11 protein-coding genes are annotated in these 15,013 nt (G+C 67.7%); 7 read left to right on the top strand and 4 right to left on the bottom strand.

What is annotated here, in order from left to right; genetic code table 11:
• The first annotated feature begins 155 nt into the window (after positions 1-155).
• From coaE to AB0J58_RS04835, 3 genes are all read left to right on the top strand, one after another.
• On the top strand, positions 156-755 hold the full coding sequence (gene coaE, locus AB0J58_RS04825) for a dephospho-CoA kinase (RefSeq protein ID WP_364210305.1): 600 nt from the start codon (positions 156-158) through the stop codon (positions 753-755).
• Between the two features lie 151 nt (positions 756-906).
• On the top strand, positions 907-2,094 hold the full coding sequence (locus AB0J58_RS04830; RefSeq protein WP_364210308.1) for an SLC13 family permease: 1,188 nt from the start codon (positions 907-909) through the stop codon (positions 2,092-2,094).
• Between the two features lie 410 nt (positions 2,095-2,504).
• Complete coding sequence (locus AB0J58_RS04835; RefSeq protein WP_364210311.1) at positions 2,505-3,002, top strand: GNAT family N-acetyltransferase; 498 nt, start codon at positions 2,505-2,507, stop codon at positions 3,000-3,002.
• Here the strand turns inward: AB0J58_RS04835 and AB0J58_RS04840 are convergent.
• Complete coding sequence (locus AB0J58_RS04840) at positions 2,983-4,005, bottom strand: peptidoglycan-binding domain-containing protein (protein WP_364210314.1); 1,023 nt, start codon at positions 4,003-4,005, stop codon at positions 2,983-2,985. The genes AB0J58_RS04835 and AB0J58_RS04840 overlap by 20 nt on opposite strands.
• A 763-nt stretch (positions 4,006-4,768) precedes the next feature.
• On the opposite strand from AB0J58_RS04840, the gene AB0J58_RS04845 reads away from it, so the two are divergent.
• Positions 4,769-5,725 (top strand): helix-turn-helix domain-containing protein, encoded by a 957-nt coding sequence (locus AB0J58_RS04845; RefSeq protein ID WP_364210317.1) that lies wholly within the window; start codon positions 4,769-4,771, stop codon positions 5,723-5,725.
• A 240-nt stretch (positions 5,726-5,965) separates the two neighbouring features.
• Positions 5,966-11,545 carry a LamG-like jellyroll fold domain-containing protein gene (locus AB0J58_RS04850; protein WP_364210670.1) on the top strand — a complete coding sequence of 1,860 codons (5,580 nt, stop codon included), beginning with the start codon at positions 5,966-5,968 and terminating at the stop codon, positions 11,543-11,545.
• A 401-nt stretch (positions 11,546-11,946) separates the two neighbouring features.
• Here AB0J58_RS04850 and AB0J58_RS04855 read toward each other — a convergent pair whose 3' ends face one another.
• Complete coding sequence (locus AB0J58_RS04855) at positions 11,947-12,165, bottom strand: DUF397 domain-containing protein (protein ID WP_364210320.1); 219 nt, start codon at positions 12,163-12,165, stop codon at positions 11,947-11,949.
• Positions 12,147-12,974: a helix-turn-helix transcriptional regulator gene (locus tag AB0J58_RS04860; RefSeq protein ID WP_364210323.1), complete on the bottom strand. Its 828-nt coding sequence runs from the start codon at positions 12,972-12,974 to the stop codon at positions 12,147-12,149. The genes AB0J58_RS04855 and AB0J58_RS04860 overlap by 19 nt, the downstream gene beginning before the upstream one ends.
• A 252-nt stretch (positions 12,975-13,226) precedes the next feature.
• Here AB0J58_RS04860 and AB0J58_RS04865 point away from each other — a divergent pair, with 252 nt between their 5' ends.
• On the top strand, positions 13,227-13,646 hold the full coding sequence (locus AB0J58_RS04865; RefSeq protein WP_364210326.1) for an ATP-binding protein: 420 nt from the start codon (positions 13,227-13,229) through the stop codon (positions 13,644-13,646).
• On the top strand, positions 13,643-13,879 hold the full coding sequence (locus AB0J58_RS04870) for a hypothetical protein (RefSeq protein WP_364210329.1): 237 nt from the start codon (positions 13,643-13,645) through the stop codon (positions 13,877-13,879). Before AB0J58_RS04865 ends, AB0J58_RS04870 begins: the two co-directional genes overlap by 4 nt.
• A gap of 426 nt (positions 13,880-14,305) precedes the next feature.
• Here the strand turns inward: AB0J58_RS04870 and AB0J58_RS04875 are convergent, their stop codons facing one another.
• A complete protein-coding gene (locus tag AB0J58_RS04875) occupies positions 14,306-14,764 on the bottom strand; it encodes a hypothetical protein (protein WP_364210332.1) in 459 nt (152 codons plus the stop codon).
• Positions 14,765-15,013 lie beyond the last annotated feature (249 nt).

The following is a 15,013-nucleotide window of genomic DNA, read 5'->3' on the forward strand; positions in this document are numbered from 1 at the left end:
GTGCGCGGGACGGGGGAGACGCCGACCGCCCCGTGTGGGCGGGGGCGTAAGCGGCGAGGTGGCCTTCCCGCGCGGTCGAGGCTCTCGCCCCGGGCCCGCAGTGATGTGCGGACCGCGCTGCCGGTGGGCGGCCCGTACCGCGTATGCTGCGGATCATGTTGAAGGTGGGTCTTACCGGCGGTATCGGGTCGGGCAAGAGCGAGGTCTCCCGGCGGCTGTCCTCCCGAGGCGCCGTGGTCATCGACGCCGACAAGATCGCCCGTGAGGTGGTCGAGCCGGGGACCCCGGGCCTGGCGCGCGTGATCGGGGTCTTCGGCACCGAGATCCTGCACGAGGACGGCTCGCTCAACCGGGAGAGACTCGGCTCGATCGTCTTCGCCGACCCGGAGAAGCTGGCCTCGCTCAACGCCATCGTCCACCCGCTGGTCGGCGCGAGGGTCGCCGAGCTGCAGGAGCAGGCGGCCCCCGGCAGCATCGTGATCTACGACGTCCCGTTGCTGGCGGAGAACAGGCTCGCCCCCATGTACGAGGTGGTGATCGTCGTGGACGCCGCCGACGAGGTGCGGGTGGCCCGGCTGGTCGAGCTGCGCGGCATGAGCGAGCAGGACGCCAGGGCCAGGCTCGCCGCCCAGGCGACCCGCGAGGAGCGCCTGGAGATCGCCGACATCGTGGTACCGAACGAGGGGACCCTGGAGGAACTGGAGGCCAGGATGGACGGCCTCTGGAAGGACCTCACCGCCCGCGCCGCCGCCTGAACGAGGTCGGGGCTGATCCCACCCCGCGTGCGCCGGTGGGATGGTCCGCGGTCTCCGGCCTGGTCGGATCCGGGTGATCTGCGTCGCCCGTGCCACCGACCGAGCACGATCATCCCTCCTGGGCCGGTCCGCCCAGGTGAGGCGTGCGATCATGGCCGATGTGCTGCGACGACTGGGCATCCTGGATTGGATCCGCCTCGGACTGCTGGGCCTCGGACTCCTGTTCGTCGCGACCGGTCTGCTTCCCGTACGGGAGGCGTGGAGCGAGATGGAGCGGATCGCGTCGATCCTGCTCTTCCTGGCCGCCGTGGTCGTCCTCGCGGACCTGGTCAAGGAGGCCGGGCTCTTCGACGCGATCGCGACCCGGCTGGCGACGCTGGGACGGGGAGACCATGCCGCGCTGTTCCTGCTCTGCACGGTCTTCGCGTCGCTGGTCACCGTCTTCCTGAACCTGGACACCACCGCGGTGCTGCTGACGCCCGTCATGCTCGCCCTCGCGGCCAGGACCGGGATCGCCGCGCTGCCGCTGGCCATGACGACACTCTGGCTGGCCAACACCGCCAGCCTGCTGCTGCCGGTCTCGAACCTGACGAACCTGCTGGTCGTGGGGCGGGTCGGGATGTCCGCCCGCGAGTTCGCCGGAAGGCTCTGGTTCCCCCAGCTCGTCGCGATCGCGATCACCATGGTCTTCCTGTGGGTTTTCTTCTGGCGCCGGGGCCGCCGCGGCGCCGACCGCTACGCCCCGCCGATCCCCGAGCCGATCGCGGACCCGGTGCTGTTCCGGACCGCGACCTGGGTGTGCGTACTGTTCATCGCCGCGATCCTGCTGGAACTGCCGATCCAGTTCGCCGCCCTGGCCGGGGCGGCCCTGATGGTCGCCGCCTTCGCCTGGCGCGACCGCGCCAAGCTCACCCTCGCCCTGGTCCCCTGGCAGTTGCTCATCTTCGTGGTGGCTCTGTTCCTGGTGGTGCCCACCCTGAGCCGGCACGGTCTGGCCGCCCTGATGGGCACCCTGATCGGTGCCGACACGGGCGACGGAGCCTATCGGGTGGCGGCCGCCGGCGCGGTGCTGTCCAACCTGATCGACAACCTGCCCGCCTACACCGCGCTGGAGCGGGTCGTCCCCACCGACGATCGGGAACCCCTCCTCGCCCTGCTCATCGGCACCAACGTCGGCCCTGTGATCACTCCGTGGGCCTCCCTGGCCACCCTGCTGTGGTTCGAGTGGTGCCGCCGCAGGGGAGTACGGGTGCCGATGCGCACCTTCGTGCTGACCGGGACCGTACTGGTCGTGGTGGCCGTCCCCGCGACTGTGGCGGCCCTGCTGCTCACTGCCTGAACCGTCAACCGGTCACCCATTCGGTTTCACGGCGACACCAACGAGCGGCCCATGTGGTGGAACCCTACTTGCGGATCGCATTTGAGGGAGCGCTTTTTCCGATCTGAAACTTTCTCATCACGAATTCACACAAGATCGAAGCGTGACTCATGGCGACTCCGGCGTAACCATGGCAACCAGGTGCCGACAAATGCTGACGCCTGTCCGCTCAGGAATAAAGAACACCGAGTGTGCTTCCAGGGAGGTTTCCTCGCCTGCCGGACAAGCGCCGTGACTGGTGATGCCGGTGGTCCTAATTGCGGTCACGTCCACCGAAGTGGTGTATGAGTCGATCTCCGCGTGATCCTGTTTCATCGCTGTGGCAGCCGGCCACAGGGCACCATGACCATGGAGGCCGATCATGGGACGCTATGACGGTGGACACCGCACCGATCTGGACTCCCCGGCTCACGCTCGAACCGCTGGCGGTGGAGCACGCCGCCGAGATGGCCGAGGCACTCTCCGACCCGGCCCTCCACACCTTCATCGGCGGTTCCCCCGCGACCGCCGAGCAACTGCGCGACCGCTACACCCGCATGGTCGCCGGGCCGCCGCCCGGCGGTGACGACGCCTGGCTCAACTGGGTGATCCGCCTGGAGGGCCCGGATCGCCTGGTCGGCTACGTCCAGGCCACCGTGGCCGCCGGCCAGGCGTCCGTGGCCTGGGTCGTCGGCACCCCCTGGCAGGGCAGGGGGATCGCCGGCGAGGCCGCGCTCGCCCTCCTCTCCTGGCTCAGGGAGCACGGCGTCACCGACGTCGTCGCGACGATCCACCCCGACCACAGTGCCTCCTCGGCCCTGGCCCGCCGCCTCGGTCTCGTGCCGACCGATGCCCGGATGGACGGGGAGGTCATCTGGTGCTCCGGGTGACCTCTCTGTCCGGGGTCACCGGCAGCGCCCCCGGCCGGCACGACCAGTGCCGGAAGTCTCCGGTGCGCCGCCACAGGGCATGGGCGGCGCGGATGTTCCACTCAGGGTCGAGGGCCATCGCCTGGGTGGCGCCGGCGCGATAAACCTCCAGGTCGGTGAACTGGAACAGGCCCCACCTGCGCACGCCGGGCTCGGTGCTGTAGATCCACAGGGGGTCGGTGTTGGACAGGCAGTGCGCCAGGGCGACCGCCCCCGAGGGGTCGGCGGTGAACACCTCGCGCAGCCGCCGCTCGACCCGGAAGGCCGGCCACCGGGCGCCGACCTCGAACCCGGCGGAGGTGAGCGCGGACCACGTCTCGTCGTCCGCCATTCCGGTGTTCGCCAGCCCCGTGAAGGTCTGGAAGGCGACCACGCGCATCTTGGTGTACGGGCCGTACCACGCGTCGGCGGGCAGATCCAGGCCGCGCCGTCGCAGCTGTTCCTGCAGCCTTCTGACACATGTGCCGTACGCGCCGACCATGAGCGGGCGCGGGCACTCCTCGACGGCGATACTCCCTTGGGAGAAGGCGGACGAGGAGACGTACGCAGAGCCGCCGGCAACGGCGAGCGGCAGCGCGGTCCCTGCCGCCACCGCGGCGAGCCACCGCCGCCGCCAGGGCGGGCGGGGTGCCGGGCGGGGCGTGACCGCCGGGGAGACGTCGGCCGGTGCGGCCTCGGCGACCGCGAGTCTTCTGCGGGCGGTGACCCACGCGGTGACGGCCTCCGGCCCGCATCCGCACGCACGGGCGTACGCCCGCAGCAGCTCCTCCCGCGGCAGCCGGTCCCTGCGCAGCACGGCCACCAAGGTGCTGTGCGGAAGAACGTCACCCGCCCCCGCCGCGTTGCGCTCCAACTGGCGGAAGGTCAGTCCCGACCACGCACGCAACCGTCGCATCTCACCGACGAACTCCGCCGCGCTCCCCGCGCGCCCTGGGTCGGGCGGCTCCTCCGCTCGCTCGGCCATCGTCCCTTCCCTCCGCCGGTCCGATGAACAGCTCTACCTGCAGGGACAAACCAAACCATAGTGGACCACCCATATGCCTTGCCGCCAAGGAGGCGTCCAGCACAGTGTCGGGCCCAGCACCCGCCGATCACCTCGATGAAGGAGTATCCTTGCGCCGCCGTATCGCCGCCGCTCTCTTCGCCGTCCCGATGCCCCTGGGCGCTGCCGCCGCGGTCACCGCTGTCGCCGCCGGGGAGTGACCCCCTGCTGCTGAGCCCCCGGGGCCCGCGATACCGACCAGGGGATCATCGAAGGTGGCGGGCTCCGGCCTCGCCTCGGACGATGGCGGGCTCATGCCGGCGTCATGCCAGGTGAGTGGGGCGGAGAACCGGCCCGGCGGGTAGCGGGTTCGGGTCCTTGGCCGGGCATCGCGAGGCGTCGTTCCCGGCCGCACTGTTCACCGACACCTGCCCCTCACCTGGCGGGCGCCCCGGCACGCCGCCGCAGGTGCCGGCCGCGATGCCGTCGTTGCAGACGCTGTACGGCGCCGCACGAACGGGGGCCGGCCCCCGGCCACCCCACTCACCCTCGCCGCAGCACCCGGTACGGCGCCGCATGGATGGACGCCCCTGGAGCGGAGTGGAGGTGAACGGGGGCCGTTACCGGCGGAACCCGTACACCACATCCGTGGACTCGACCTGAATCACAGGGGGCACACATGGTAGTCACGGAATTGCAGACAGAGAACCTGGCTCCAGAGGATCGCTTTCCCTCCTGGTTCGAGATGGCGTCGAAGACTCACCTGCCCTCCCGGGTTCGCATCGATGGCGACGCCGATTTTCAGGCTTCGGTGCGGGTGCTGAACCTCGGCGAGGCGCAGGTGTCGGTGCTGACCCATCCGGAGCTGTGGTCGGAGCGGACCGCCAAGCTCGTCCGGCAGTGCGATCCGGAGGTGTACCAGCTCCATCTCATCGTCAGTGGCGGTGGCACGCTGGCGCAGGGCGGCCGGGAAGCCGTGTTCGGCGCCGGGCAGTTCATTCTCATCGACTCCTCTCACCCCTACCGGGCCTGGCGATCGGCGCAGGACGGCAGGAGCGAGACCGTGGTCGTCCAGTTCCCCCGGGCTTCGCTGGGCCTGCGCTCCAGCACCGTCGGCCGGCTTGCCACGGTGCCGTTCTCCGCCCGCGGCGGGATCGGCGCCGTGCTGGCCGGCCACCTGCTTGAACTGATGAGAAACGCCGAAGACTACACCGAGGCCGACACCGCCGCCCTGGGCGGCATCACGCTGGACCTGATCGCGGCCGGCTGCGCCCACCAGCTCGACGCCACCGCCCGCCTGTCGCCCGAGGCGCGGCAGCGGGCCCTGTCGGCCCAGGTCCATCGTTTCATCCGCGACCGCCTCGGCGACCCGGCCCTGACCGCGGACCTCATCGCGGCCGCCCACCAGATCTCCACCCGGCACCTGTACAAGCTGTTCCAGGCACAGGGCATGACGGTCGCGGCCTGGATTCGCCAGTGCCGTCTGGAGCGATGCCGCCGCGACCTGGCCGACCCCGCCTTGGACTCCCGTCCGATCCAGGCCATCGCCACCCGCTGGGGCTTCATCGACGGCGCGCACTTCAGCAGGGTCTTTCGCGCCGCGTACGGCACCTCGCCCCGCGACTACCGGCACCTGGCCCGGCACGACGACGCCGTGCACAGATTGACAAGAACCGCGCAGAAAACGTCAACAACGTCCTGACCGGTTTCCGGCATGATCATGGAACAAAGGTGCCGGAACATCAGCGACCTGTCGACAAGCCTCACCTCGAAGGCTGTGCTCACCCCGTATTTATGGTGATTCTCCTGATATTGCTATGTGAACTTGGCTAAAGGTGAGGCTTGTTTGCTGGTTGCCCCTTAACGAAAAAGGGTGTCAGTGAACAAGTCAGTCAGCGTGGCGAGGCGGTCAAAACCACCTCGTCTTTTCCTGCCTGTGGCGATGGTGCTCACAGTCACGGCATCGGTGCTGGTGGCAGGCGTATCAGCGTCCGCCCAGGCCGATCCGCAACCGACCCCGCCCTCCACACCTTCGACAACCACCTTCCCAGGTCCGGAGGACCCGGACGCGCCGCTGCGTGCGGCGGTCGCGGAGGCCAGGAAGCAGAACAAACCGGTGGCGGTGGAGGCCGCCTTCACCGAGACCTCACGCACCTGGGCGTATCCGGACGGGCATCTGTCCACCCAGTCCTACAACGGCCCTGCCCAACTGCGGCAGGCGGACGGCTCCTGGGCGTGGATCGACACCACGCTCGTCGAAGAGAACGGCGTGCTCAAGCCGCGTCTGGCCAAGGCCAATCTGCGGCTGTCGGCCGGGGGAGCCGCACCGTTCGCCACCATGCGGCTGGGCCGTACGGACAGCTTCGGCCTGTCCTGGCCCACAGCGCTGCCGAAGCCGCAGGTTAACGGTAACGTGGCCACCTACGCCGGCGCCGCCGGCCCGTCGGCGGACCTGGTGGTGACCGCGCTACCGACCGGCTTCCGGCACGATGTGGTGCTGCGCGAGCGGCCGAGCGGGCCGGTGGAGTTACGGCTGCCGGTGCACGCCCCGGGGCTCACGCTTCGTGAGACGAAGTCCGGCATGCTCACCTTGTCAGCGGGTAAAGGCCGCAAGGTGGCCTCCGCTCCCGCGCCACGCATGTGGGACGCGACCGCCGCCAAAGCCGACGCCAGGCAGCCGGGCCGGGAAGCCAAGGTCGACACCGAGGTGAGGACCGAGAACGGCGGCACCGTGCTGGTGCTCAAACCGGACCCGAAGTGGCTGGCCGACCCGGCCACCCGGTATCCGGTGCGGGTGGACCCCACCACCACGCTCGGGGTGACGCAGGAGGTGTCGGTCAAGTCCCCCGTCTACCAGCAGGGGCCGGGGCTGGTCTCCAGATCCAACCACAGAAGCTGCCCGACGCCAGGCAACTGCAGCTACCCCAACGAGCAGGCCACCCGCGCACTCCTGGCGTTCGACACCGCCGCCATCACCGGCCGCCATGTGGTCAAGGCGACCATGCAGCTGTACTTGAACGGCAACGCCACGTGCGGCACCCTGCAGTCGGTCGCGGCCCATCGGATCACCGAGGCGTGGGTCGCCGATGACACCTTCTGGGAGAACCAGCCGGCCACCAGCCCCAATGAACGCTCCTCGCTCGACCCGTGCGCCCAGGTCACCACAGACGGCGCGGTCTGGAGCTGGGATCTGACCACGATGACCCGCGCCTGGGCCTCCGGCACCCCCAACCACGGCCTGCAACTGCGGCTGGGCAGCGAGCTCCCGGTCCCCAGGGACACCGGAGAGAGCTACTCCTTCTGGGCCCAGCTGTGGGGCGGCCCGAAGGTGCCCAAGCTGAGCGTGGACTGGGTACTGCCGCCGGTGATCCCCACCGTCTCCGCCGAGTCGATCGACTCCATAGTCGGCAACGACGCCATCGCCCGCAGCACCAACGTCAAGGTCACCTACAAGTCCAGCGTCCCGGAGACGGCCAACCTGGACTACACCGTCACCGTCAACGACTCGACCATGGCGCCCCCGGCCACGCAACTGCCCGTCGGGGAGGCGGCCTGGTGGAAGCTGGACGAGACCTCCGGCACCAGCGCCGCCGACACCACCGGCAAGGGCTTCAACGCCACTCTGAGCGGCACCTACAGCCGCATCCCCGGCCAGCTCGGCCAGGCGGTCAAGCTGTCCCCCGGCGGTCTGATCCGCACGAACAACCCCGTCCTGAACACCAACCAGAGCTACACGGTCACCGCCTGGGCCCGGCTCGACAGCGGCGCCGCCGACCAGGCCGTGTTCTCCCAGAGAGGCACCAACCAGCCCGCCTTCAGCCTCGGCTACCTCACGTCCAACGCCGCCGAGCTGGACCAGCGCTGGATCTTCAATGTGATGGACAGCGACAGCGCCACCGCCGTCGATCCCATCCCCATCGGGTCGAAGAAGCTGGCGAGCGTCGGTCGCTGGACCCATCTCGCGGCGCAGTACGACGCGACCGCGTACAAGATGCGCCTGTACGTCGACGGTGAACTCAACGCCGAACGCGACCACACCGTCACCTGGAACGGCCGTGGCGCCTTCGAACTCGGCCGCGGCAGCCTCTTCGGTGAGGAGGGCACCACCTTCGACGGTGCCATCGACGACGTGCACACCTACCAGCGCGTCCTGACCGGTGACGAGATCCGTGCCCTGGTCGGCGTGCCCGGCACCACCACCCACAACGACATCCCCTCCGGTCAACCGCTGGACAAGGTCTTCACCCTCGACAACCCGGCCAGCTTCAAGTTCGTCGTCAAGGCCTGCCGCAGCGGCGTCACCCCGCCCTCCTGCAACGAGAGCCCGGCCTACCGCATCACCAGCGACGCCCCGACACTGCCCTCCGACACCGAGACCGGCATGGCCGACCCCGAACAGCCGATCCTGTCCGGCATGGTCAACCGCCCATCCGGCCGCGCGGTGACCGCCAAGTACTACCTCTACGACAGCAACGGGCTACCGGTCGGCTCCGCCCCCCTCGGCACCCGCACCGTCAACGGCGGCGAACGCGCCTCCTTCCAACTCCCGGCCAACACCGTGCAAGCCGGCAGCACCTACAAGTGGCAGATGACCGCCTGCGTCACCGGCCCGCAGGACGGGGGCGACCCCGGCACCGACCCCACCCCGACCCCGACACCCACCCCGACCCCGACACCCACCCCGACTCCGACACCCACCCCGACACCCACCCCGACTCCGACCCCGACGCCTGCCGGACTGGTGGCGGCCTACGGCATGAACGAAGGCACCGGCACCGCCATCACCGACGCGACCGGCACCAACAACGGCACCGCAAGCGGCACCACGTGGACCACCGGCAAATTCGGCCAGGCCCTGTCCTTCAACGGCACCACCAGCTGGGTCACTGTCAACAGCTCCCCCTCCCTGCGGCTGACCAACGCGCTGACCCTGTCGGCCTGGGTCAGGCCCACCGCGCTGGACGGCTGGCGCACCGTCATCGCCAAGGACCACAACGGTTTCAACGACCTGTCCTACAGCCTGTACGCCACCACCGAAGGAACCCCCACCGGCTGGTTCACCATCGACGACGTACCTGAAGTCGTCACCGCGACCACCGCCCTGACCACCAACACCTGGGCCCACCTCGCCGTCACCTACAACGGCAGCACCGCCCGCCTCTACCGCAACGGCACCCAAATCGGCCAGACCACCTTCACCGGCTCGATCACCAACGACGCCGGAAAGCTCCACATCGGCGGCAACACCGCCTACGGCGAATATTTCAAGGGCGCCATCGACGACGTCCGCATCTACAACCGCGCCCAGACCGCCGCCGAGATCACCACCGACATGAACACCCCCCTCGGCGGCACCACACCCTCAGCTGCCGTGTCGAAGACGACGACCAGCGCCACCACATCAGACGATTCAGGCATCGAAGAAGTCTGCACCCCCAAGACCGCCCCCGCTTCCTTCACCACACCCGGTACACCGCCGCCGCCCCCCACCGAAGACATCCGGCACCTGACACTGGGCAAGGACAGCTTCGTCATCAAAACCGCCAAGGTCGACCCGACCGCCTGTGACGGTTCGCCCTGTACGGTGACGGACTCGACCGTCATGCAGATCGGCGGTAGCGGTGTTGACAAGACCGCAGCGGTGATCGCATTCCGGCTGGACGAGCTTCCGGACGGTGCGGCCGTATCGGAGGGCATACTCAAGATGGGCACCCCGGTCTGCGCCGGAGGTGTGTGCCCTGCGGACGCGGCAATCACCGCCACACCGCTGAGGAGCCCGGTCACCGGTGACAGTAAGGGCTCGGATTTGGCGGCTGACGCCGACACCAGTGCCACGCCGTTGTCTCTGCCGTTGAACACTCCGCAGGCCGACATCGCAGGCAGCGAGTACCAATGGATCCTGCTCACCTCCAACACCGACGCGACGATAACCTTCGGCGACACGGCAGCCACCGAGCAACCGACGCTTTCCCTCACCTATCTGCTCGCCGGCCCACCCAGCAGGGTGCTCAATCTCACCGCATCCGGCGGCGACGGCAGCGCTATAGCCAGTTGGGGGATACCGGAATCCAACGGCAGCGTTGCGATGCTGGACGGCTACGACATCGAGGTCGCCAATAGCAGCGGCACCGTGGTGAAGACTCTCGACGTCAAAGAGCCGTACGGGGCAATCACCGGGCTGACGAACGGGGAATCCCACACGGTAAAGGTTCGCGCCAAGACCGCATTCGGACAGAGTGACTGGGAGGCGACGACGGTCACGCCGAAGGCCGTGCCGCCACCGCCGGTCAAGGACGCGACCCAACCGTGCATCCCGTTCCTGGACGGCGAGCAGCCGCAGACCAAGGCCGCCGCCGAAGAGTCAGGGGCGGCGGAGTACATCCAGCGGGTCAAGGCCTACTACCAGGCGCAGGACGCTGTACTGGAGGGGCGGGCTGCGACGATCTGGGACGTGTCAGGTGTGACCCCTGATGCGCCGAGCACCGCGAAGTTGTCGCTGCTGAACACGGCCCTTGCGCAGTACGACGCCAGCATGGAGCAGATGGAAGAGACACGCAGCGACTCCAGTGTCACGCTGGACGACGTGGTTATTCAGCCCGGTCCGGGGGGATCGGTTCACGTTGTCGCCTCCGTCACGCGGGCCTGGACTCAAACCTCGCCAGCCCCTGGTTCAGGGGCGAGGGCCAGCACGAAGGGTGTCGTCCATCCGATCGAGTCCACCATCTCGATTCACGTGTTCGACCGGTGCGGCAACATGACCGAGATTCAGGCCCCAATGCCGAAATATCAGGATGGAACAGACGGTTACGACCGCTGCGCTGGGTTCGTCGACCCGGGCGGCGGCGAACACGAGGTGTGTGAAGACTCGGCAGGTGGTGCCGGCGGGAGCGCAGGGCCGGTGGGACCGGAGGGATGGGGCGCCCTCAGAGTCTGCTCTGGTGCCGCCTGTAGGTCGGATATCTTCGGCTGGAACTATGTAACGAAGGGGCTCCCGTTTGAGGCCGGCGGCGTCCTCAGATGGCAATACGAAAACACCATACTTCCTCTTCAGGTGAAGGAATGGAGCGTGTACACAGAGGTCAAACCATCGGGGTCGTTCGGCAAGAGCAAGGTCGACAAGCTGATCCTCGATAATCTTCAGCTGAAAGTCGATACGAGCTTGACGTTCAGATCCCCACTCTGGTCTCCCTCCATCTCGTGGCCTCCCGGGATGGGCATCGCGCAAAGCGACACAACCGGCACTCTCTCCTACGACGGCCCGACCGGTGTGAAACGGCTGCTCCCGGAGCCTCTCAGGCCGTTCTCCCTAACATGCGGAAATCTGTTCTGCGATGGGTTTAGCGGGGTCAAGCATACAGTGAGGGGAACGCTCAAGGTTCTTGCGTTGTGCAAGAATGGCGCCACCAAACCGTCGCACTGCACCAGTCGAGACAAGACGATTTCGATCAATGAGTTCGGTGGAAAATTCTGGTGGGCTAAAACCGTGTGGCCTTATAACTACGACGACAGGATTAATGGGTAAGTCTGGCGCTGCGCATCGTGCGCCCTCATTGAGGCGATGGGCGCGAGCGCGATCGGCCACGCGGTTCACCGGACGATAAGAGATGGCCGGGGGTGTGGGTAGCCCACACCCCCGGCCACCTGTGGCGCGTGGATTTAAACGCGGCGCGAGGGAAAGTCTGTGGCTTCATTGCCACCTTACATAGCCATGACCTGGTGCTTGAACTGCTTGCAAAGCCGGAGGTCCGCACCATTCACATCGTTGAGCGCGGGCGACGGCCCGAGTGAGTTGTACCTATGGGAAGCCGCACCATATCAAAACGGCACCCGACCGTTGGGACGGTCGGGTGCATGCGGTTTTCAGGCGAGAGTGGGTCTCTGAGCAGGAATTTGAGATCCGGCCGCGAAGAGAGGTCCGGCTGGTCAGTCGAAGTGGCCTGACTTCACGGCGGTGAGGAAGGTGTGCCATTCGGTCGGGGTGAAGGTGAGGGCTGGGCCGGTGGGGTTTTTGCTGTCGCGGATGGCGATGGTTCGGGGGAGGTGGGCGACTTCGACGCAGTTTCCGCCGCTCTCGCCGCTGAGGGAGCTCTTCTTCCAGGTGGCCTTGGAGAGGTCGAGGCCGGTCAGATCTGTCGCTTCCATTGGTCCCTCGCTTCTTTGATCATTTCTAGCGACTGGCTGGGACGAAGTGCCTCTGTTCGGATCCTGTCATATCTATCCCAGACGACACTTACCAGACTGTGTTCCGCTGAAACTTCGCCTTCTCCCGCCGACTCTATGGAGACGGCGGTCGGCGCGTCCGAGAGTTCGGCGAGAACGAATCCGGACAGCAGTCCTGTCGTGCAGGAGGTGTCGTGGGGAACGATCTGCACCTTTACGTTCCGCCAGTCGGCGGCGGAGGCGAGATGGTCGAGTTGCTCGTACATGACCTCCGGACCTCCCATAGGGCGGCGGAGCACCCACTCGTCGAGAAGCGCCCACAGGATGGTCGGAGTCTCCCTTTTGAAGATCAGCTGTCGTCGGATGCGAGCGCTGACCTGGTTTTCGACCTCCTGCTCGGAGGCTGCCAGGCCGCCACGGACAACGGCTCGTGCGTAGTTCTCCGTCTGGAGCAGGCCGGGGACCAGGAGCGGGTCCCAGCAGCGCAGCACGCGGGCCCGGGGTTCGATCTCCTCGGACCATCTGAGGAACCAGCGTGGCCCGGTGGGGGCGGTGATGTTCCGGCAGAGGTGGGTGAAGTGGTCATCCGTCTTGAAGAACCTGTCGCAGCGGGCCGCCAGGTCAAGGCTGGGGTTCCGGTTGCCGATCTCGATGTGGCCGATGAGCGACGATGAGACGCCCAGGTGAGTGCCGAGCCGGGTCTGTGACAGGCCCGCCTCCTTGCGGGCCCGCGCCAGCTCGCGGCCGAAGCGCTGGGCCGGTGTCAGGCGCGGGTCGAGGTCGTTTCCCATTTCACCTCTCCAACGTTTTGATGACGTCGGCCGTCAAATAAATGACAAATGGCTACACCATATGTAGAGGGCCGTCGTTCATTTGTCGGTCGATTCTTTCTGTAATGGCAGCCTAACTCTGCGCACTCTATGGTGCCAAGCCTTTATCCGGGCGATGTCAAGGAACTAAATGGACAATTCGCCTGGTTAACGGAGACATTGTGACAGGCGTTTTCTGGGCGCCTGGCACCTCGCAGGAATGGCGGTGGTCCAATGGGTGCCGAAGCGGTTCCCGCGCTCGGTCTGCTGGGCAGTGTCGAACTGCCCGGGGTGGCCGAGTCGGTCGGCACGGCCCGGCGATATGTCAGGGGAGTGCTGGAGAAGTCAGGTCTGCGGGATACCTACGACGCGGAGCTTCTGGTCAGCGAGCTGGTGTCGAACGCGGTGCGGCATTCGGAGTCGGGACGAGCCGGCGGGCTGGTGACGGTCGTGGTGGCGAACTGCGGGGAGACCGTTCAGATAGCGGTGGGCGACAGCGGCTCCGCCACGTGCGCTCCCAGGGCGCCGGCCGAACCGGACGAGGACGCCGAGGATGGCCGTGGGCTCTGGCTGGTCAGCGAGGTCGCCCTGTCCTGGGGTTGGTACGAGGGCGCGGTGGGGCGGATCGTCTGGTTCCGGCTGGCGCGGCGATGACCGGCGTGCCGGCCCCCGGGGAGATGGCCGCCCTGATCGCCCGGTACGGCGGTCAGTGGCTCATCTCCGAGGCGGCCGGAGGCGGCTACTACGCGGTCCGCCGCCACAGCCTGTCCGAGGAGGGCGGCCTGTCCAACGTGATGTGCACGACCACCCTCGGCGAAATGGCCCGCCGCCTGGCAGCCGAGAGTAGGCGCGAGAATCGGCCACCGGGACAGTCGTTCGCGGGCTGAGGTTCGGCGGTCGAGCAGACCATTGTTTCAATCAATCGCGAGGCGTCATGCTGAGGCGATCATAAGTATTGAGATTCTCCGGAGATCCCGCCGGTCCACCTGCCGCCCCGGCAGGGATGACTCGCCTTCCGGTCTTCTCGAAAGTCCCAGAACTTATGATCGGCTCAGTATGTTGACGACCGCCCGCGCCGCCGTCCTTTCCTCAAGCGAGGAAACTGGGTAATCCATATTCCTGTCGGGGGAGCGAATCAATGCCCCGGACCGCTTCGAGGAATGGCGACGGTGTTCGGGGCCGGGGCGGGAGGCTCGCCGCCGGTCCTGTGTTCCGCACGTGATCCCGATTGGCCTGGGGCGATTACCCGCTGTATGGCTGCCGAACTGGGACGACGCGGCACGCGCGGAAAACGGGGCTAGTCGGGGCAGCGGTCAGGCCGGACATGAGGGGGAGCTCAGGTCGGGGAACAGGAGCGCCACCTTCCCGCCTGCCGGGCGTTGCCGCGGCAGCCGCGGGCCGTCGACGTACTGTGTGCCGCCGTCCTCCGTGATCTGTACGGTCTGCACACCGCTTCCGAGCAGCGGCTGTTCGTTCTCGTCGACCCACTGGTAGCGCGTCGTCCCCTTGCCGGAAGTGATCTTGGCCCGCAGCGGGGTCGAGAGGGCCGGACCGCACGCGCCGTCGTAGTTCAGCTCGCTCACGGTGGCGATGTCGACGGGCGGGGCCGCGCAGGTCGTCACGCTGCTTCGATTCGGGCCGCGGTGCGAGGCGGGTGCGGTGACGGCGAGGTGGTGGTTGGTCGAACCCGTGCGCGTGCGGAGCAGGACGCCGATGATCTCGCGGGATCCCGGGCCGTCGAAGACGAGTGGCCGGGGCTCGTTGCCCGGCACAGCCCGGTGTAGGTGGGATCGGCCTGGACGCTGTGGACGGCCGGCTGCCTCTCCGCGGCGACCGCCTGGGCGGGGGCACCCCGCTGTCGCATGCTCGCCCACGGCGCTGGGAAGCGGCTTGTGGATTACTGGAAAGGCCGGAATACGGGGTTCAGGACAGGCGGTCCGGGTCGCCTTCGCAGGTGGTGGCCTGGCCGCCGCTTCGTGGGCGACGGCGCGAGCCGGGAACCGGTCGGCGGGGTCTTCATT

Origin of the sequence: Streptosporangium sp. NPDC049644, assembly GCF_040675205.1 — a bacterium.
GTDB lineage: Bacteria > Actinomycetota > Actinomycetes > Streptosporangiales > Streptosporangiaceae > Streptosporangium > Streptosporangium fukuiense.

Excerpts from the sequence above, each read along its gene's own strand:
- AB0J58_RS04835 (WP_364210311.1), top strand. The coding sequence starts at position 2,505 with ATGACGGTGGACACCGCACCGATCTGGACTCCCCGGCTCACGCTCGAA.
- coaE (WP_364210305.1), top strand. The coding sequence starts at position 156 with ATGTTGAAGGTGGGTCTTACCGGCGGTATCGGGTCGGGCAAGAGCGAG.
- AB0J58_RS04860 (WP_364210323.1), bottom strand. The coding sequence starts at position 12,974 with ATGGGAAACGACCTCGACCCGCGCCTGACACCGGCCCAGCGCTTCGGC.
- AB0J58_RS04855 (WP_364210320.1), bottom strand. The coding sequence starts at position 12,165 with ATGGAAGCGACAGATCTGACCGGCCTCGACCTCTCCAAGGCCACCTGG.
- AB0J58_RS04845 (WP_364210317.1), top strand. The coding sequence starts at position 4,769 with ATGGCGTCGAAGACTCACCTGCCCTCCCGGGTTCGCATCGATGGCGAC.
- AB0J58_RS04830 (WP_364210308.1), top strand. The coding sequence starts at position 907 with ATGGCCGATGTGCTGCGACGACTGGGCATCCTGGATTGGATCCGCCTC.
- AB0J58_RS04865 (WP_364210326.1), top strand. The coding sequence starts at position 13,227 with ATGGGTGCCGAAGCGGTTCCCGCGCTCGGTCTGCTGGGCAGTGTCGAA.
- AB0J58_RS04840 (WP_364210314.1), bottom strand. The coding sequence starts at position 4,005 with ATGGCCGAGCGAGCGGAGGAGCCGCCCGACCCAGGGCGCGCGGGGAGC.
- AB0J58_RS04850 (WP_364210670.1), top strand. The coding sequence starts at position 5,966 with ATGGTGCTCACAGTCACGGCATCGGTGCTGGTGGCAGGCGTATCAGCG.
- AB0J58_RS04870 (WP_364210329.1), top strand. The coding sequence starts at position 13,643 with ATGACCGGCGTGCCGGCCCCCGGGGAGATGGCCGCCCTGATCGCCCGG.